Origin of the sequence: Caballeronia sp. DA-9 (genome assembly GCF_051615025.1) — a bacterium.
Classification (GTDB): domain Bacteria; phylum Pseudomonadota; class Gammaproteobacteria; order Burkholderiales; family Burkholderiaceae; genus Caballeronia; species Caballeronia sordidicola.
This window is the reverse complement of sequence record NZ_CP195133.1, coordinates 3,132,545-3,149,792: the sequence shown is the minus strand read 5'-3', so window position 1 is coordinate 3,149,792 and position 17,248 is coordinate 3,132,545. Positions and strand designations below refer to the sequence as shown.

Genomic DNA, 17,248 nt, shown 5'->3' with positions numbered 1-17,248 from the left:
CGAGCCAATTCGAAGCAAATCCCAGGAGAAATGCGTCAGATGCGTTCCGTCATAGCTGCTTCGAAGCGACTCGTAGTGAAAGTGGGATCGAGCCTCGTGACAAACGACGGCCGTGGGCTCGATCACGCGGCCATCGAGCGCTGGGCCGCGCAGATCGCTGCTTTGCGCGGGCAGGGCAAGGAAGTCATCCTGGTGAGTTCGGGCGCGATTGCCGAGGGAATTCACAGGCTGGGCTGGACGAAACGGCCGCGCGAGATCGACGAACTGCAGGCCGCGGCGGCGGTAGGACAAATGGGTCTGGCGCAAGTCTATGAAAGCAGCTTCGGAAAGCACGGCATACGGACCGCGCAGATCCTGCTGACCCACGCCGATCTGGCTGATCGCGAACGTTATCTGAACGCACGCTCAACGCTGCTCACCTTGCTGCGCCTCGGTTGCGTGCCGATCATCAATGAAAACGACACGGTCATCACCGATGAAATCAAATTTGGCGACAACGACACGCTCGGTGCGCTGGTCGCGAATCTGATCGAAGGCGACGCGCTGGTTATTCTCACCGACCAGCGTGGATTGTTCACCGCCGATCCTCGCCGCGATCCCATGGCCACGCTGGTGGAACAGGCCGACGCCGGAACGCCGGAACTCGAAGCCATGGCAGGCGGCGCGGGTTCCAGCCTCGGGCGCGGCGGCATGCTTACGAAGATTCTTGCAGCGAAACGTGCGGCGCATAGCGGCGCGAACACTGTGATTGCGAGCGGACGCGAATCGGATGTCCTGACGCGGCTTGCTTCAGGCGAAATGATCGGCACGCAGCTTGTTGCCCGGACTGCGCGTATTGCGGCGCGAAAGCAATGGATGGCCGATCACCTGCAAGTGCGCGGGCACGTTGTCATTGACAACGGCGCGGTCGAGAAACTCACGGCAGGCGGCAAAAGCTTGCTGCCAATCGGCGTAGTCGACGTCCAAGGCGCGTTTGCACGTGGCGAAGTCATTGCGTGCATGAATCCTGACGGACGCGAAGTGGCGCGCGGGATCACGAATTACAGCAGTTCGGAGGCGCGTTTGATTCAGCGCAAACCAAGTACCGAAATTGAAACGGTGCTCGGATACATGCTGGAGCCCGAACTTATCCACCGCGACAATCTGGTGCTTGCCTGAGCCGTTGTCGTTAAAAAAGCCGCCATTTGGCGGCTTTTTTGTTTAAACGGCGTTGATTCTGTCAAACTCAGTGATAGTTCGACACCGCCGTCCGTTTCATCTGGATATTCGACAAAATTTGCTTCGCTGACCCCGTCGGCAATTTGTTCGCGCAGAAGTAGTCCTGGTACAGCGCCGCGTGATACGCGTTCAACTCGCCGTTTTCAATGCGCGCGAAGTCGCTTTCCACCGCGCGATCCCAACCGTTCTGATCCTCGTTGATACTCGCGTACAAGCGCCAGTTGTAGTTGTCGCAGCGAATCCCTTCGTAGTTCACGTTGCGCGCGCCGGCCGGGCTCTGCACAACGACCGTGTAGCGGATCACGCCGTCGTCGCCGACGCTGAGCGAGTTTTTATCGATGAAAAAACTGAGCGGCGTGTTTTGCGACACGTTGAACGGCACCAGGTCGGCCTGCTGCGGCAAGGGCGGAATGGTCTCGACCTTGTTTTCGGTCCAGTTCGGCTTGCGGTCCATCAAATAGACAAACGCGCTGTCGTCCTTGTTGGTCGGCTTCGAACTGCCGCAGCCGGCGAGCACGGCAAGGGCTGCCGCGGATGCCGCGAACAATGCAATGGCTTTCAATTCTTGAATCCCTGAGGTTGATGCAGAAGCGCCTGCAAATGAATCGGATCTCGCGAGTATCCGAGATCCATCTCCGACGCCGCATGAAAAAAAGCGGCGCGCGTTGCCGCACCGCCGCTTTGAATGACACACGTCCTAATCCCGCAAAGGACGTTGTGCGTAGATATGCAGCTCTTCGGTCACCGAACATTCTGCCTGAATGACTTGGCCGTTAGCAGAAACGGACGCGTCCTCCATGGTCATGCTCCCAATCACGCGCGGATACCGGTTGGCGTGACGCGCCAAATGTTCCGCGCGCTCGGCGCGCACGGCGGCGCGCCTCAGGAAGCGAGAAAGTTCCGTGAGCGCAAGCTGATATACATCACGCTTGAACTCGATCACCGCGTCGAGCGGGACCCAGTATTCGTTCCACCGCCAGGCATCGAATTCCGGATGATCAGTCGCACGCAAACAAATGTCACAGTCGCGGCCTACCATGCGTAACAAAAACCAGATCTGTTTTTGTCCACGATAGTGCCCGCGCACCTCGCGCTTGATGAACTTGTCCGGCACCTCATAACGCAGCCAGTCGCGGGTTCGACCCACGACCTTCACGTGTTCCGGCAGCAAACCGGTTTCTTCGTGTAACTCCCGATACATCGCTTGCACAGGGGTTTCGCCGTACTTGATGCCCCCTTGCGGAAACTGCCAGGAATGTTCACGCAGCCGCTTGCCCCAAAACACTTCGTTGTGCGCGTTCAAGAGGATGATGCCGACGTTCGGGCGAAAGCCTTCACGATCCAGCATACAACCACCTTCGAATCCTTTAAAATTGCTTTGATTATAAACAGATAACGGGCCTGGCGCACCGGCACGAACCCGAATTCGGGCGTTCGTTTCGCGTGGGCGTTGAGGCGGGCGGTGCTTGTCAGCGCCTCGCATCGCTATCCCGTCGTTCACTTGTTCCGCACGTTCAGCAGGACTGGGCCGGCAACGCCCATTCAGGCTGACGCGCTCCCGCTTTGGAAAATTTTTGAATGAAAGCATCCCGTTTCTTTATCGCCACCCTGAAGGAAGCGCCGACCGACGCTGAAATCGTCAGCCATCAGCTCATGGTGCGTGCAGGCATGATTCGCCGCGTTGCGGGCGGTATTTACAGCTATCTGCCAATCGGCCTGCGTTCCATCCGCAAGGTGGAAACCATCGTGCGCGAAGAAATGAACCGGGCCGGCGCCTTAGAGTTGCTGATGCCGGCGGTACAACCCGCCGAACTCTGGCAGGAATCGGGCCGCTGGGTGCAATACGGGCCGGAATTGCTGCGCATCAAGGATCGTCACGAGCGCGACTTCGTGGTGGGTCCCACGCACGAGGAAGTGGTGACGGACATTGCGCGTCGCGAGATCAAGAGCTACAGGCAGTTGCCGGTGAACTTCTATCAGGTCCAGACGAAGTTCCGCGATGAAATCCGCCCGCGTTTCGGCGTGATGCGCGGACGCGAATTCATCATGAAGGACGCGTATTCATTCGACCGCGATCAGGCGGGTCTGGCCGAATCGTACAAGAAGATGTTCGATGCCTACGTGCGCGTGTTTTCGCGCATCGGCCTGGAATTCCGTGCGGTTGCCGCGGATAACGGTTCTATTGGCGGGAGTGGTTCGCATGAGTTCCACGTGATCGCGGAAACGGGTGAAGATGCAATCGCGTATTGTCCGGCATCGGATTACGCGGCGAACGTCGAAGCCGCCGAGGCTTTGCCGCTGAACGCCACGCGCGCAGCCCCGGCCGAAGAGATGAAAAAGACGGCAACGCCGGGCAAGGCGAAGTGCGAAGCCGTGGCCGAGCTGCTGAACATTCCGCTGCAACGGACCATCAAGTCGATCATTCTCGCGACCGAAAACGAAGGCGCCGAGCCGACCATCTGGTTGCTGATGCTGCGCGGCGATCATTCGCTCAACGACGTCAAGACGGGCAAGTTGCCGGGTTTGTCGGGTTATCGATTCGCAACGGAAGCCGAGATTGTCGATACCTTCGGCACGCCGCCCGGCTATCTTGGCCCGATCAACACGAAAAAGCCGATCAAGGTGATCGCGGACAGCACGGTCGCGAACATGAGCGATTTCGTGGTCGGCGCGAACGAGGTGGACTATCACATCACCGGCGTGAACTGGGGCCGCGATCTGCCGGAACCGATCGTGGCGGACATCCGCAACGTGCTGGCAGGCGACCCGTCGCCGGACGGCAAAGGTCCGCTCGAAATTTGCCGCGGCATTGAAGTGGGCCACGTGTTCCAGCTTGGCACGAAGTATTCGGACGCCATGAACGCCACGTTCCTCGATGAAAACGGCAAGCCCGCGCCCATGCTGATGGGTTGCTACGGCATCGGTATCACGCGGGTTTTGGGCGCTGCGATTGAACAGAATTTCGATGCGAAGGGCATCATCTGGCCGGAATCGATTGCACCGTTCGAAGTCGTGCTGTGCCCGATGGGTTATGACCGCAGTGACGCCGTGCGCGAGCAGGCCGACACGCTTTACGCGGCGCTGCAGGCTGCGGGTATCGACGTGATTCTGGACGATCGCGGCGAGCGTCCGGGCGTGATGTTCGCGGATTGGGAGCTGATCGGCGTGCCGCATCGGCTGGTGATCGGCGATCGCGGGCTCAAGGAAGGCAAGCTCGAATATCAGGCGCGACGCGACACCGAAGCGACCCTGCTGCCGGTGGAAGACGCCGCCAACGTGGTGATCGAAAAGGTGCGCGCCGCGCTCGCGAGCGGAGTGACGCGGTAAGTGCAGTACAACTTCCTCTCGGCGACGGTATTGCTGATCCTGATCACCGATCCGCTCGGCAATATCCCGATCTTCATCAACGCGTTGCGGGGTGTGGCGAAGGAGCGCCGGCGGATCGTGATTTTGCGCGAAGTAGCGATCGCGTTCGGGATCCTGCTGCTGTTCATGCTTGTTGGCGACCGCTTTCTTCGCGCGATGAGCCTGACGGATTTGTCGTTGAGACTGGGCGGCGGAATTGTGTTGTTCCTGATTGCGCTGCGGATGATCTTTCCGCATCCCGATGGCCCCATGGGCGGCGATTCGCGCGGCGGCGAACCGCTGATCGTGCCGCTTGCCATTCCCGCGCTCGCCGGTCCGTCTGCGCTGGCAACGGTGATGCTGCTGACATCGCAGGCGCCAGGGCAGATGTGGGAATGGGTCGGCGCGCTGACCGTGACCATGCTCGTCTGCGCAGTCGTGCTGGTGATGGCCGAGAAGATCCAGCATTGGCTGGGCGAGCGCGCGGTGACTGCGTTCGAGCGGCTGATGGGGCTGGTGCTGGTTGCAATATCGGTGGAAATGATCCTGACCGGGATTCGCACCTTCGTGCATCAACTGGCGGCGAGCAACTGACGCTCCACGTGCAACAGTGGTGTCCATAAAACAGAAGGCCGTTTCAACATGAGTTGAAACGGCCTTCTTTCATATTTCGCTGCTACAGCGATTCGACGGATCAAGCGCCTTCAGTCAGCGCCCGGATAGTCGGCAGGTTGCGCCAATATCCCTTAGCGTCCATGCCGCAGCCGAATACATAGCGGTCCGGTACTTCGAAGCCGCAAAAGTCCGGACGCAGCGGCTTCGCTTTACTGATGAGCTTCTCGCAAAGCACCGCCGAGAGGAATTTCTTCGCGCCCATTGCCATGATCCGATCGCGGATGGCGGCCATGGTTTCGCCTTCATCCAAAATATCGTCGAGCACGAGCACCACGCGATCCTTCACCGACTCCGCCGGCGCCACGCGCCATTCCATCTTGTCGCCGCCCTTGGTCGTGTTGCGATAGCGGGTCAAATGGATGTAGTCGAACTCGAGCGGGAAATCGAGGTGCGGCAGCAACATGCCGGTGAACACCGCCGCGCCGCCCATGACGGACAGCACGAGCGGGAACTCCTCGCCGACGCTCGCGCCAATGGCGGTCGCCATGTTGACGATGGACGCAGTCACGTCTTGCGCCGAAACGATCTCTTCGGAGTGGCTGAAAATATGGAATGCTTCTTCGCGATTCATAGGGCAGGCGGCGAGGGCGTAAAGCTAAAGTAGAAGAGACGGGCGCCAACGTGCGCGCCACGACATGATAAACCCGCGTTCCTCGATGAAACCCGGGCCAGTCGAATCAAAGCTGCCAGGGGCACAAAAAAGGACAAAAACTCAGCGCATGCCGGGCATCATGCCTTTCATGCCGCGCATCATTTTCTGCAGATTGCCGCCCTTGAGCTTTTTCATCATGCCGCGCATTTGCTCGTATTGATTCAGCATGCGATTGACTTCCTGCACCTGCACGCCGGCGCCCGCGGCAATGCGGCGCTTGCGCTGCGCCTTGATGAGATCGGGCTTGGCGCGCTCCGCGAGCGTCATGGAATTGATGATCCCTTCCATGCGGCGCATCTGCTTTTCCGCGATACCCATGTTCGCGCCCGCCGCGGCCTGCTGGAACTGGGCTGGCAGCTTGTCCATAAGCGACGACAGTCCGCCCATGTTCTTCATCTGCGCGAGTTGCGCGCGGAAGTCGTTCAGGTCGAAATCGCCGCCTTTCTTGACCTTGTCGGCGAGTTTTTGCGCGGCTGCACTGTCTACGCCTTTTTGCGCTTCCTCGACGAGCGCCAGAATGTCGCCCATGCCGAGAATCCGGTTCGCCATGCGATCCGGGTGGAACACTTCCAGGCCGTCCAGCTTTTCGGCCACGCCCACGAACTTGATCGGCTTGCCGGTCACGTGGCGCACTGAAAGCGCCGCGCCGCCGCGCGAGTCGCCGTCGAGCTTGGTGAGGACCACGCCGGTGAGCGGCAGGGCGTCGCTGAACGCCTTGGCCGTGTTCACGGCGTCCTGCCCCAGCATGGCGTCGACTACGAAGAGCGTTTCCGACGGCTTCAGAAGGCCGTGAAGCTCGGCGATTTCCTTCATCATCGCTTCGTCGATACCGAGCCGGCCGGCCGTATCGACGATCAGCACATCGTGGAAATGGCGTTTCGCCCAGTCCACCGCCGCCCGCGCGATGTCAGCCGGCTTCTGGTCAGGCTCCGACGGAAAAAAATCCGCGCCGACCTGTTCCGTCACCGTTTTCAACTGCGCGATCGCAGCCGGCCTATACACGTCGACAGATACGGTCAGCACTTTTTTCTTGTGCTTTTCGCGCAGCAGCTTGGCGAGCTTGCCAGTGGTCGTGGTCTTTCCCGCACCTTGCAGGCCGGCCATGAGTATGATTGCGGGTGGCGTGACGGCGAGATTCAGCTCGACCGCCTTGCCCTCGTAATCCCCGCCGATGATCGCCGTCAGTTCGCGCTGCACCACGCCGACCAGCGCCTGGCCTGGCGACAGGCTGGAAATCACCTCTTCGCCAAGCGCCTTTTCCTTCACCTTGGCGATGAATTCGCGCACGACCGGCAGCGCGACGTCGGCCTCGAGCAGCGCCAGGCGCACTTCGCGCAGCATTTCCTGCGTGTTAGCCTCGGTGAGCCGGGCTTCGCCGCGCAGCGTCTTGACGACGCGCGCCATCCGTGTAGTGAGTGTGTCGAGCATGGGGCGTGTGAAAGTGCGGCCGGTGAATATAGGTAAACGGTAGCGGCGTCCTGACTGCCCTTGCTGCGACTTACTGGCAGGAGGGGGAAGACGTCGCGGCTTCAGGGCCTGGTGTAAACTTCAAACATGGATATTGTACTGTATGCCCTCACTGCGCTTCTCTACGGCGGACTTGCCGTAGCGGGTTGGCGCGCGCATCGCCACACGGCCGTCGAACCGGCGCTTGTGGGCGTGCCCGCGGGCGCCCATCTTGCCGCAGGCATGGAAAGCGGGCGGGCATCGAAGGCGTCGGGCATGAGTTCCATGGGGCGCGTGCTGCTCGGCGTTGCGCTGCTCCTGCACGGCATCTTGCTGCACACCACCATCTTTCCGCAGAACGCCATGGTGTTCGGGTTTGCGTTCGCGCTTTCCGCCATGTTCTGGCTCGGTGCGGGCATTTACTGGATCGAAAGTTTTTTCTTCCCGCTCGACGGATTGCGGCTGCTCGTGCTGCCGCTTGCGTGCGTGGCGTCGGTGATGCCGCTGATCTTCGGCGGCGTGCGCGTGTTGTCCTATTCGGCCGCGCCCATGTTCAAGCTGCACTTCCTGATCGCCAACATTGCGTACGGGTTGTTTGCCATTGCGGCGCTTCACGCCATTCTCATGTTGATGGTCGAAAGGCGTTTGCAGAACATGCGCGGCACGGCGACGCGGCATACGTCGAATAGCTGGGTGTCGAGCTGGCTCGATACATTGCCGCCGCTGCTCACGCTCGAAAAATTATTGTTCCGGCTGATTTCGGCGGGGTTCGTGCTGTTGACGCTCACGCTGATCTCGGGCGTAGCGTTCAATGAACAACTCGTCGACAAAGCGTTCAAGCTTGACCACAAGACGGTGTTCGCCATTCTTTCATGGCTGATGTTTGGCGCTTTGCTGACCGCGCGCCGGGTGTCCGGCTGGCGCGGCCGTGCGGCGTTGCGCTGGGTGCTCGCTTCGTTTCTGGCGTTGCTGCTGGCCTATGTGGGCAGCCGCTTTGTGTTCGAAGTGCTGCTGCATCGCGCGGTCGTCTGACGCGTCTACTTCGCCTCTACTATTAGTAAGATCATGCGCCAACTCCTTCTGCTGATTTTTGTATTCTTTGCGAGCCAGTGGCTTTTCAAGAAGCTCAAGCGCGCCCAGGCCGCCGCAGGCAATGCTCACGCCGGCGCGGGCACCGCCCGCACGTCCCGCGGTCCTGCGGCTTCGGGCGCGCCGCAACTTCCCGATCCGCTCGTGCGTTGCGCCGAGTGTGGCGTGCATACGCCGAGCAGTGAAGCGATCGTCGCGGCGGGCCATCGCTTTTGTTCCGTCGATCACGCTCAACGCCACGCCGCTCGCCCGACTGGCCGCGACGCACGATGAGCGAAGCGGGTTCCATCGGCGGCGATGGGTGGTATTCGTCGGCGCTTCGTTTGCCGTCGCCGAACTTTGAAGCACGGCCCGGTGGTATCGAACCGACGTTGATTGTCATTCACAACATCAGCCTGCCGCCCGACGAATTCGGCGGCGGCGCGATCACCGAGTTCTTCCAGAATCGTCTCGATCACGATGCGCACCCCTATTACGATCGGTTGCGCGGCATGCGCGTGTCGTCGCATTTCGTGATTCGACGCGATGGCGCGGTCGAGCAATACGTGTCGTGCAACGAGCGCGCGTGGCACGCCGGCCTGTCGAGCTTTTTCGGCCGTGAACGATGCAATGATTTTTCAGTGGGCATCGAACTGGAAGGCAGCGACTCGAGCGCGTTCGAGGCGGCGCAGTATGCGTCGCTCAACGAGGTGGTTCGCGCGACCATGCAGCGTTATCCGATCGATGCATTGGCCGGCCATTCGGATATCGCGCCGGACCGCAAGACCGATCCCGGTCCGCACTTCGAATGGTTGCGCCTGCAAAACGGTTGTGAACTTCCGCTTCAGTATTTTCCCTATCTCGCCAAAGCGTAGGCCGCGCACGTCCGCGGCCATTCAACGCTTGACATTCACGTCCTCCAATTTTGCGCTGCAACGCGTTCGCCTCTCTTCTGCTCGCGATCCCTTGTCCGACTTTGGCATTCGAAAAGTCAACCCCGGTTAGTGAAATCCTCAGCAAATAAAAGTTTTTGAGACTGTGCGGAATGTCACTATACTTGGTGCTCAGAGACGGAAATCGCACTATATGTTGTGTTGTCAAGGCGGCGCCCCGCTCATAGAGCCGGCGCCGTACGCTTGTCCGGCCATAGAACAAAACGCCGCATAAGCGACTGATTCGCCGCGTGAAATCCGCCGGCGAGTCGGGTTGAAACACTCGGGGCAGATAGGCGTAGCGAGTGAAGTTGCCATCGTGATCGAACGGATCGCAGCGGCAATTTCCCGGCTGACCATTTTCAAATTTCATCGTCGTGCGCGGTCGGCAAGAGCGGTATCCGGCAACAGGAAACTCGCCAAGCGCGTGCGGCACGCATTTCAATCCGCGGACGTTCCGCACCATCGAACACCAGGAGATTTGCACATGCAAACCACCGACAACGCCACGATTTCCCACGAAGGCGCTTACCAGCGGCCCACCGGCGCACAGGCTCAGCAGCCGGGCGCGAGTTCGCTCGCGCCGGACGCCACGCTGGCCGACTACAAGGTCATTCGCCGTAACGGGACCGTGGTGTCGTTCGAGCCGTCGAAGATTTCCATCGCCGTGACGAAGGCGTTCCTTGCCGTGAACGGCGGTCAGGGCGCAGGCTCGGCGCGGGTGCGCGAGCTTGTCGAACAACTGACGCAGAGCGTGGTCCGTGCATTGGTGCGCAGCCGCCCGAACGGCGGTACGTTCCATATTGAAGATATCCAGGATCAGGTCGAACTCGCGCTGATGCGCGGCGGCGAGCACAACGTGGCGCGCGCCTACGTGCTGTATCGCGAAAAGCGTGCGCAGGAACGCGCTCACGCACCGGAAACGCGTGCGAACGCGCTCGGCATCAACGTGATCGACAACGGCGTGTCGCATCCGCTGGACCTCGACGCATTGAAGGCGCGCATCAACGAAGCATGCGTGAACCTTGGCAGCGAAGTGAATGCGGACCCGATCGTCGCAGAAACAGTGAAAAACCTGTACGACGGCGTGCCGATGGCGCAAGTCTACGACTCGGCCATTCTCGCCGCGCGCACCATGATCGAAAAGGACCCGGCGTACAGCCAGGTCACCGCGCGCATCCTGCTGCACACCATCCGCCGCGAAATCCTGGAAGAAGATGTCTCGCAAGGCGAGATGGCCACGCGCTACGCCGAATACTTTCCGCTGTTCATCAAGCAAGGCGTGGAAGCGGAATTGCTCGACGAAAAGCTCCAGCAGTACGACCTGAAGCGCCTGGGCGCCGCACTCGACGCCAACCGCGACCTGCAATTCGGCTATCTGGGCCTGCAGACGCTGTATGACCGCTACTTCCTGCACAACGAAAACAAGCGCATCGAACTGCCGCAGGCGTTTTTCATGCGCGTGGCGATGGGCCTCGCGCTGAATGAGATCGACCGCGAGGCGCGCGCTATCGAGTTCTACAACGTGTTGTCGAGCTTCGACTTCATGTCGTCCACGCCGACGCTGTTCAACTCCGGCACGCGCCGTTCGCAATTGTCATCGTGCTATCTGACGACTGTTGCCGACGACCTCGACGGTATCTACGAAGCACTGAAGGAAAACGCGCTGCTCTCGAAGTTCGCGGGCGGCCTGGGCAACGACTGGACGCGCGTGCGTGCGCTCGGTTCGCATATCAAGGGCACGAACGGCAAGTCGCAAGGCGTGGTGCCGTTCCTCAAAGTGGTGAACGACACGGCGGTCGCCGTGAACCAGGGCGGCAAGCGCAAGGGCGCGGTGTGCGCGTACCTGGAAACGTGGCATCTGGATATCGAAGAATTCCTGGAACTGCGCAAGAACACGGGCGATGACCGTCGCCGCACGCACGACATGAACACGGCGAACTGGATTCCCGACCTGTTCATGAAGCGCGTTCACGAAGGCGGCGACTGGACGCTGTTCTCGCCGGCCAACACGCCGGACTTGCACGACCTGTTCGGCGCGGCGTTCGAAAAAGCCTACGTGGCGTATGAAGAAAAAGCGGCGCGCGGCGAACTGAAGCTGTTCAAGAAGGTTCCGGCCGCCCAACTGTGGCGCAAGATGCTCGGCATGCTGTTCGAGACGGGTCATCCGTGGATCACGTTCAAGGATCCTTGCAACATCCGTTCGCCGCAGCAGCATATTGGCGTGGTGCATTCGTCGAACCTGTGCACGGAAATCACGCTGAATACCAGCGACACGGAAATCGCCGTGTGCAACCTCGGCTCGGTGAACCTCGTCGCGCACATGAAGAAGCAGGCCGACGGCACGCTGGCGCTCGATCACGAAAAGCTGAAGCGCACCGTCAGCGTGGCCATGCGCATGCTCGACAACGTCGTGGACATCAATTACTACGCCGTCGCCAAGGCACGCAATTCGAACCTGAAGCATCGTCCGGTCGGCATGGGCATCATGGGCTTCCAGGACTGCCTGCACTTGCTGCGCACGCCGTATGCGTCGAAAGAAGCGGTCGAATTCGCCGATACCTCCATGGAAGCGGTCTGCTACTACGCATACTACGCATCGACGGAACTGGCCGAAGAACGCGGTCGTTACTCGAGCTATCGCGGCTCGTTGTGGGATCGCGGCATCCTTCCGCAAGATTCGCTGAAGCTGCTGGCGGCCGAGCGCGGCGGCTACGTGGAAGTGGACGAGAGCGCGTCCATGGACTGGACCGAGCTGCGTTCGCGGATTGCAACGTACGGCATGCGCAACTCGAATTGCGTGGCAATCGCGCCCACGGCGACGATCTCGAACATCATCGGCGTGTCGGCCTGTATTGAACCGACGTTCCAGAACCTGTACGTGAAGTCGAACCTGTCGGGTGAATTCACGGTCGTGAACGAGTACCTGGTGCGCGATCTGAAGGAACGCGGGCTGTGGGACGAAGTCATGGTCTCCGACCTGAAGTACTTCGACGGCACGCTTTCGCGCATCGACCGTGTTCCGGCTGATCTGCGGGCGATCTACGCCACTGCGTTCGAACTGGACGCGACCTGGGTGGTGGAAGCGGCGTCGCGCCGCCAGAAGTGGATCGATCAGGCGCAGTCGCTGAACATTTACATGGCGGGCGCGTCGGGCAAGAAGCTGGACGAGGTGTACAAGCTTGCGTGGCTGCGCGGCCTGAAGACCACGTACTACCTCCGCACAATGGCTGCCACGCACGTCGAGAAGTCGACGGTCGCTCACGGTCAGTTGAACTCGGTGCCTTCCGGCAACTCGGACAACGGCGCCGGCGGTGCCGGTGGTAATTCCGGCGCGAACGGCAGCGGCTTCGGCACGCAGGGTTCGCACGGATCGTCGACGGGTGGTTTCAATGCAGCGGCGGTCGCGGCGCCGGCGGTGGCAGCGGCTGAACAGGAAGCCGACGGCCCGGTTTGCATGATGCGCCCTGGCGATGCCGGGTTCGACGAATGTGAGGCTTGCCAGTAAGAGGAGCCCAGCGGCGGGCGTAAGTTACCCGCCGCCAGCCAAAGGCCGGTACGAAGCGGTTGTTCTTCTTAAGCAGGAAGGGCGGCCGGATTCGATACCGGCCTTTTCCTTTTGTCTTTTTGCATCTGTATTTATTTAGCGCGACGATCGCTGCGGTGTTTGAAACGCAAAGCAGCGCCGCTTACCCCCGCGTGCCTCTCGATATCTCATGCCCGGCATCGCGCGAAAGCCGTGCGGTAATGGGAATCGAAAGAAACGAAAACATCCCGACGACCAAAAACGCTGGCCAGAAATCCGACCAGACCATTTGCGGATGGCCCTGTAGATCGTGTGAAATCTGCAGCGCGATCCCGCCAACCGTCACGCCCAGTCCCAGCGAAACCTGCTGGATAAAACTGCCGAGACTCGTCGCGCGGCCAACATCGCGGCTTTCGATCTCGGCATAGGTCAGCGAATTGAGGCTCGTGAATTGCAGCGCGGGGAAAAATCCGCCAAGCAGCACGACCGCCCAGATGAGCCACGTCGGCGTGCCGGGATAAAACATGCCGCACGCGGCGATCGCAATGCCCGACAGCGCCGCGTTCACCATCAGCGTCTGCCGGAAGCCGAAGCGGTGCAGCACGCGCGAGGCGAGCGAGCGCATGAACATGCCGCCGACCGCCGACGCGCACGTGATCGCGCCGGATTTGAACGCGCTCATGCCGAGTCCTTCCTGCATCGCGAGCGGCAGCAGGAACGGCACTGCGCCAAGGCCGATGCGAAACAGCGAGCCGCCAGCCACGCTTGCCTGGAAGGTGGGAACACGCAGGAAGCTGAGATCGAGCAGCGGCAGCTTGATGCGCCGCGAGTGCAGGAAATACAACACGAGGAAAAATACGCCGCCCAGCGCCATGCCCGCCGCGACGCGATCCGTGACCAGTTCGCCGCCAATCAACGAAAGCCCGAGCAGGAAAAGCGTGCCGCCCATCGCCGATAAAAAGAAGCCCAGCCAGTCAAGCGGACCCGGATGCGCCTCGCGCACATTCGCGATGTATTTGTTGGTCAGGTAAATCCCGGCAATGCCGATCGGGATGTTGATGAAGAAAATCAGGCGCCAGTGCAGATATGTGGTGATGAAACCGCCGAGCAGCGGACCGACGGCGGGTCCGAACATCGCGGGGACCGACAGGTAGTTCATCGCGCGGATGAATTCGGAGCGGCGCACCGAGCGGAAGATGATGATCCGCCCGACCGGCACCATCATTGCGCCGCCGACGCCTTGCACGAAGCGCGCGAGCGTGAAGGGAATCAGCGAAGTGGACGCAGCGCACAAGATGGAGCCGGCAACGAAGATGCCGATGGCGAGACGGAAGATGGTGCGTGCGCCGAAGCGGTCGGCGACCCAGCCGCAGATTGGAATGAACACGCCGAGCCCGAGCACGTAACTCGTGACGGCGATCTTTAGCGTTACAGGATCGCGGCCGAAGGCTCTGGCCATTTCGGGGATCGCGGTGACGATGACGTTGGCATCGACGCTTTCCATGAACATCGCACACGCGACAATGAGAGGGGCAACGAAAGCTTTGATGGCTAGCGACATGGAGAACGGAAGGGGTCTCTTCGCGGTGGGAAGCCTGGACGGGAAGTGCGATTATGCATCGATATGATGGCGGCGGCATTGCGAACTGCGGTGCTCGATCCCGCCAAGCGCGGTGAAAACACAAGGAGCAAGGCGATGGACCCCGAAGATTTGCAGCGTCTCGTCACGCAAAAGATGCCTTACGGAAAGTACAAGGACCGCTTGCTTGCCGACTTGCCGGGTCACTATCTTGCGTGGTTTTCGCGTGAGGGTTTTCCTGCAGGCCAGCTTGGCCGGCTGCTCGCGCTGATGCACGAAATCGACCATAACAACCTGCGCGAACTGCTTGTGCCGCTGCGTGACAAACGGGAGTGAGCGTGATGCAGGCGAGGGGTTTGCGGCATGAATCAGCGGTGCAAATGCCCGCTTGCGTATCGGTCTCGCTTGTACTATAGGTAGTCGGTAAGACTGGCTGACACCCAAGATTTTGTGTTTTTACCCTTTGCGACGAAGGCATCGGATGCTACACTTTCATCATGGAAACACGGCGCGGCATGACACAAACCGCGCCGTGTTTCCACAGCAAAACAGGCGGAGATCGAAGGCGCTGAAGCCGCGCTCGAATGATCCGGAAACACGCCGCACACGATCAGTTTCAAAGCTTGGCTTGCGTGCATTGCGAGGATCGACTTAACTGATCTGAATGCATCGCGCATCGCAGGAACCGGTAGTTGATTCACACGCTTCAGCACGCAGACGACCCAGGATTTCATCTAAGGCGACCGAAGTCCACCGCAATGAAAGTCACTGGACGTCACGCTTCAAAGACACACGCAAGATGATTTGCAATGACGTGCTCACGCTTTGAAGCAACGCTCTGAAGCGCACGAAACTGCAGAGCAAGCGCACTGCTTTGAACGTGCTCAGCAAGACATCGCACTAAGCTTCAGGCATTGAGCTCAATGCAAAGTGTTGTATGCAAGTAGCAGCGTCAACATGAAAACAGGATTTTTATGAGCAAGCTCTTTTATCGCTCATGGAAAGATGGTACAAACCGATCTAAATTGATGGTGAGAATTTATGCTCAACTGGGATGACGAGACCACGGCCGTAACTCCCTCGAACGGTTCGCAACACAACACGTTGCGCAACCCGGCAGGTCAGGTTGCCGGCGTCAGTCAGGCATCGCGTGCGGCGGCTCCGGGTGCTGCACATGCTGCCGGTCATGGCGTTCTTCAAACTGCCCATCAAACGTCAGCGGCACAGAATATTTTTGCGAGCGACTTCGTTGCTCCCGCAGCACCGAGCGCCGGCGACATCGCGGCTGCGAGCGAAGCGCGGGTGAATGTGGCGGACAAGCGCATCATCAACGGCAAGACCGACGTGAACCAGTTGGTGCCGTTCAAGTACAAGTGGGCGTGGGAAAAGTATCTGGCGGGTTGTGCAAACCACTGGATGCCGCAGGAAGTGAACATGTCGCGCGACATCGCGTTGTGGAAAGATCCGAACGGTCTGTCCGACGACGAACGCCGCATCGTGAAGCGCAACCTCGGTTTCTTTGTGACGGCGGACTCGCTGGCGGCGAACAACATCGTGCTCGGCACGTATCGCCACATCACCGCGCCCGAGTGCCGCCAGTTCCTGCTGCGCCAGGCGTTCGAGGAAGCCATCCACACGCACGCGTATCAGTACATTGTCGAATCGCTGGGTCTGGACGAGAGCGAAATCTTCAACGCGTATCACGAGGTGGACTCGATTCGCGCGAAGGACGAGTTCCTGATTCCGTTCATCAACACGCTGACTGATCCGGCATTCAAAACGGGCACGCTCGAAGCGGACCAGAAATTGCTGAAGTCGTTGATCGTGTTTGCTTGCGTGATGGAAGGGCTCTTCTTCTACGTCGGCTTTACTCAGATTCTGGCGCTGGGTCGCCAGAACAAGATGACGGGCGCGGCGGAGCAGTATCAATACATCCTGCGCGACGAGTCGATGCACTGCAATTTCGGCATCGACCTGATCAACCAGATCAAGCTTGAAGAGCCGCAACTGTGGACGCAGGAATTCCGCGCGGAGATCCGCGCGATTTTCCAGCAGGCCGTTGAACTCGAATACCGGTACGCAGAAGACACGATGCCGCGCGGCGTGCTCGGTCTGAATGCATCCATGTTCAAGAGCTATTTGCGCTTCATCTGTAACCGTCGATGCCAGCAGATCGGCCTCGACACGCTGTTCCCGAACGAGGAAAACCCGTTCCCGTGGATGAGCGAGATGATCGACTTGAAGAAGGAACGCAACTTCTTCGAGACACGCGTGATCGAGTATCAAACTGGCGGCGCGCTGACCTGGGAATAACCGGGAAAGCGAATCATCGCTGGACTGCGGCAGTGGACGCATTGCCGCGACGAATGAGATGCAGGCCAGGCGCCGATTACGGCGCCGAGTAGACGGGTGAATAGCAAACCGGTGTTCTTGCGCGCGAAACGCGATTGCGCGCGCACCGGCCCAACAGGTTTAGGAGAACGGTCGCCTGATGCAAAGTGCGCCTTGTGGCTTGACAGCCCATATAGATGACAGGCGTTTTGCGGACCCTTCAGTGGGACGGGCAAACTTCCCCCCGAAATATGCCGTCGGCAGTGCCGACGGCCCGATCAAGCGATTGCCGGCGCCGCTTCAGGGTGCTGACTTAATTTGGCGCGCGGTGCCTGATGGCACCGCCGCCTTGCCGTATTCATTAGCGTAAGCAGGCTCCATCAGCGTACGCCGATGAATAATCCGCTTCGCAGCGTGCGTCGTGAGAAGCCCACGCGGGAAGCGGGTTTTGACGAAGGGTGTTGTTTGAACTGACT

Annotated in this window: 15 protein-coding genes and 1 pseudogene; 10 read left to right on the top strand and 6 right to left on the bottom strand. The window is 60.0% G+C overall.

The window, feature by feature from the left end; all coding sequences use genetic code 11:
- Positions 1 to 39: 39 nt before the first annotated feature.
- A complete protein-coding gene (proB, locus tag ACRWA7_RS30615) occupies positions 40 to 1,158 on the top strand; it encodes a glutamate 5-kinase (protein WP_060858399.1) in 1,119 nt (372 codons plus the stop codon).
- Positions 1,159 to 1,225: 67 nt separating this feature from the next.
- On the opposite strand, the gene ACRWA7_RS30610 is transcribed toward proB, so the two are convergent.
- Together ACRWA7_RS30610 and ACRWA7_RS30605 are read right to left on the bottom strand one after the other, a co-directional pair.
- Entirely contained in the window at positions 1,226 to 1,780 is a 555-nt protein-coding gene (locus ACRWA7_RS30610; RefSeq protein WP_060858351.1) for a CNP1-like family protein, read from the bottom strand.
- 135 nt (positions 1,781 to 1,915) lie between these two features.
- A complete protein-coding gene (locus ACRWA7_RS30605) occupies positions 1,916 to 2,566 on the bottom strand; it encodes an RNA pyrophosphohydrolase (RefSeq protein ID WP_060858350.1) in 651 nt (216 codons plus the stop codon).
- 230 nt (positions 2,567 to 2,796) lie between these two features.
- On the opposite strand from ACRWA7_RS30605, the gene ACRWA7_RS30600 reads away from it, so the two are divergent.
- Together ACRWA7_RS30600 and ACRWA7_RS30595 are read left to right on the top strand one after the other, a co-directional pair.
- Positions 2,797 to 4,545, top strand: a complete 1,749-nt coding sequence (locus tag ACRWA7_RS30600; RefSeq protein WP_438394363.1) for a proline--tRNA ligase — start codon at positions 2,797 to 2,799, stop codon at positions 4,543 to 4,545.
- A complete protein-coding gene (locus ACRWA7_RS30595) occupies positions 4,546 to 5,157 on the top strand; it encodes a MarC family protein (protein WP_060858348.1) in 612 nt (203 codons plus the stop codon).
- A 100-nt stretch (positions 5,158 to 5,257) separates the two neighbouring features.
- Here ACRWA7_RS30595 and ACRWA7_RS30590 read toward each other — a convergent pair whose 3' ends face one another.
- On the bottom strand, positions 5,258 to 5,809 hold the full coding sequence (locus tag ACRWA7_RS30590) for a hypoxanthine-guanine phosphoribosyltransferase (RefSeq protein WP_060858347.1): 552 nt from the start codon (positions 5,807 to 5,809) through the stop codon (positions 5,258 to 5,260).
- 141 nt (positions 5,810 to 5,950) lie between these two features.
- Positions 5,951 to 7,318: a signal recognition particle protein gene (ffh, locus tag ACRWA7_RS30585; protein ID WP_060858346.1), complete on the bottom strand. Its 1,368-nt coding sequence runs from the start codon at positions 7,316 to 7,318 to the stop codon at positions 5,951 to 5,953.
- Between the two features lie 126 nt (positions 7,319 to 7,444).
- Here ffh and ACRWA7_RS30580 point away from each other — a divergent pair, with 126 nt between their 5' ends.
- The 4 genes from ACRWA7_RS30580 to ACRWA7_RS30565 all read left to right on the top strand — a co-directional run bounded on the left by ACRWA7_RS30580 (position 7,445) and on the right by ACRWA7_RS30565 (position 12,844).
- On the top strand, positions 7,445 to 8,368 hold the full coding sequence (locus ACRWA7_RS30580) for a cytochrome C assembly family protein (RefSeq protein ID WP_438394359.1): 924 nt from the start codon (positions 7,445 to 7,447) through the stop codon (positions 8,366 to 8,368).
- 33 nt (positions 8,369 to 8,401) lie between these two features.
- Complete coding sequence (locus ACRWA7_RS30575) at positions 8,402 to 8,698, top strand: PP0621 family protein (RefSeq protein ID WP_438394356.1); 297 nt, start codon at positions 8,402 to 8,404, stop codon at positions 8,696 to 8,698.
- On the top strand, positions 8,695 to 9,279 hold the full coding sequence (ampD, locus tag ACRWA7_RS30570) for a 1,6-anhydro-N-acetylmuramyl-L-alanine amidase AmpD (RefSeq protein ID WP_438394353.1): 585 nt from the start codon (positions 8,695 to 8,697) through the stop codon (positions 9,277 to 9,279). Before ACRWA7_RS30575 ends, ampD begins: the two co-directional genes overlap by 4 nt.
- A gap of 544 nt (positions 9,280 to 9,823) precedes the next feature.
- Positions 9,824 to 12,844: a ribonucleoside-diphosphate reductase subunit alpha gene (locus ACRWA7_RS30565; protein WP_438394350.1), complete on the top strand. Its 3,021-nt coding sequence runs from the start codon at positions 9,824 to 9,826 to the stop codon at positions 12,842 to 12,844.
- A gap of 181 nt (positions 12,845 to 13,025) precedes the next feature.
- Here the strand turns inward: ACRWA7_RS30565 and ACRWA7_RS30560 are convergent, their stop codons facing one another.
- A complete protein-coding gene (locus ACRWA7_RS30560; RefSeq protein WP_060858341.1) occupies positions 13,026 to 14,423 on the bottom strand; it encodes an MFS transporter in 1,398 nt (465 codons plus the stop codon).
- A gap of 135 nt (positions 14,424 to 14,558) precedes the next feature.
- Between ACRWA7_RS30560 and ACRWA7_RS30555 the strand changes: the two genes are divergently transcribed.
- Positions 14,559 to 14,777 carry a DUF3820 family protein gene (locus ACRWA7_RS30555; RefSeq protein WP_060858398.1) on the top strand — a complete coding sequence of 73 codons (219 nt, stop codon included), beginning with the start codon at positions 14,559 to 14,561 and terminating at the stop codon, positions 14,775 to 14,777.
- A gap of 74 nt (positions 14,778 to 14,851) precedes the next feature.
- On the opposite strand, the gene ACRWA7_RS30550 is transcribed toward ACRWA7_RS30555, so the two are convergent.
- On the bottom strand, positions 14,852 to 15,175 hold the full coding sequence (locus tag ACRWA7_RS30550) for a hypothetical protein (RefSeq protein WP_438394346.1): 324 nt from the start codon (positions 15,173 to 15,175) through the stop codon (positions 14,852 to 14,854).
- A 307-nt stretch (positions 15,176 to 15,482) separates the two neighbouring features.
- Between ACRWA7_RS30550 and ACRWA7_RS30545 the strand changes: the two genes are divergently transcribed.
- On the top strand, positions 15,483 to 16,754 hold the full coding sequence (locus tag ACRWA7_RS30545) for a ribonucleotide-diphosphate reductase subunit beta (RefSeq protein ID WP_438394344.1): 1,272 nt from the start codon (positions 15,483 to 15,485) through the stop codon (positions 16,752 to 16,754).
- A 178-nt stretch (positions 16,755 to 16,932) separates the two neighbouring features.
- A pseudogene (locus ACRWA7_RS30540) lies at positions 16,933 to 17,246 on the top strand (hypothetical protein).
- The last annotated feature ends 2 nt before the right edge of the window (positions 17,247 to 17,248 follow it).

What these genes read in the sequence shown, in the direction of transcription:
- ACRWA7_RS30545 (WP_438394344.1), top strand. Translation starts at nt 15,483, where the DNA reads ATGCTCAACTGGGATGACGAGACCACGGCCGTAACTCCCTCGAACGGT.
- ACRWA7_RS30565 (WP_438394350.1), top strand. Translation starts at nt 9,824, where the DNA reads ATGCAAACCACCGACAACGCCACGATTTCCCACGAAGGCGCTTACCAG.
- ACRWA7_RS30605 (WP_060858350.1), bottom strand. Translation starts at nt 2,566, where the DNA reads ATGCTGGATCGTGAAGGCTTTCGCCCGAACGTCGGCATCATCCTCTTG.
- ampD (WP_438394353.1), top strand. Translation starts at nt 8,695, where the DNA reads ATGAGCGAAGCGGGTTCCATCGGCGGCGATGGGTGGTATTCGTCGGCG.
- ACRWA7_RS30550 (WP_438394346.1), bottom strand. Translation starts at nt 15,175, where the DNA reads ATGAAATCCTGGGTCGTCTGCGTGCTGAAGCGTGTGAATCAACTACCG.
- ACRWA7_RS30590 (WP_060858347.1), bottom strand. Translation starts at nt 5,809, where the DNA reads ATGAATCGCGAAGAAGCATTCCATATTTTCAGCCACTCCGAAGAGATC.
- ACRWA7_RS30600 (WP_438394363.1), top strand. Translation starts at nt 2,797, where the DNA reads ATGAAAGCATCCCGTTTCTTTATCGCCACCCTGAAGGAAGCGCCGACC.
- ACRWA7_RS30560 (WP_060858341.1), bottom strand. Translation starts at nt 14,423, where the DNA reads ATGTCGCTAGCCATCAAAGCTTTCGTTGCCCCTCTCATTGTCGCGTGT.
- ACRWA7_RS30580 (WP_438394359.1), top strand. Translation starts at nt 7,445, where the DNA reads ATGGATATTGTACTGTATGCCCTCACTGCGCTTCTCTACGGCGGACTT.
- proB (WP_060858399.1), top strand. Translation starts at nt 40, where the DNA reads ATGCGTTCCGTCATAGCTGCTTCGAAGCGACTCGTAGTGAAAGTGGGA.
- ACRWA7_RS30575 (WP_438394356.1), top strand. Translation starts at nt 8,402, where the DNA reads ATGCGCCAACTCCTTCTGCTGATTTTTGTATTCTTTGCGAGCCAGTGG.
- ACRWA7_RS30555 (WP_060858398.1), top strand. Translation starts at nt 14,559, where the DNA reads ATGGACCCCGAAGATTTGCAGCGTCTCGTCACGCAAAAGATGCCTTAC.
- ffh (WP_060858346.1), bottom strand. Translation starts at nt 7,318, where the DNA reads ATGCTCGACACACTCACTACACGGATGGCGCGCGTCGTCAAGACGCTG.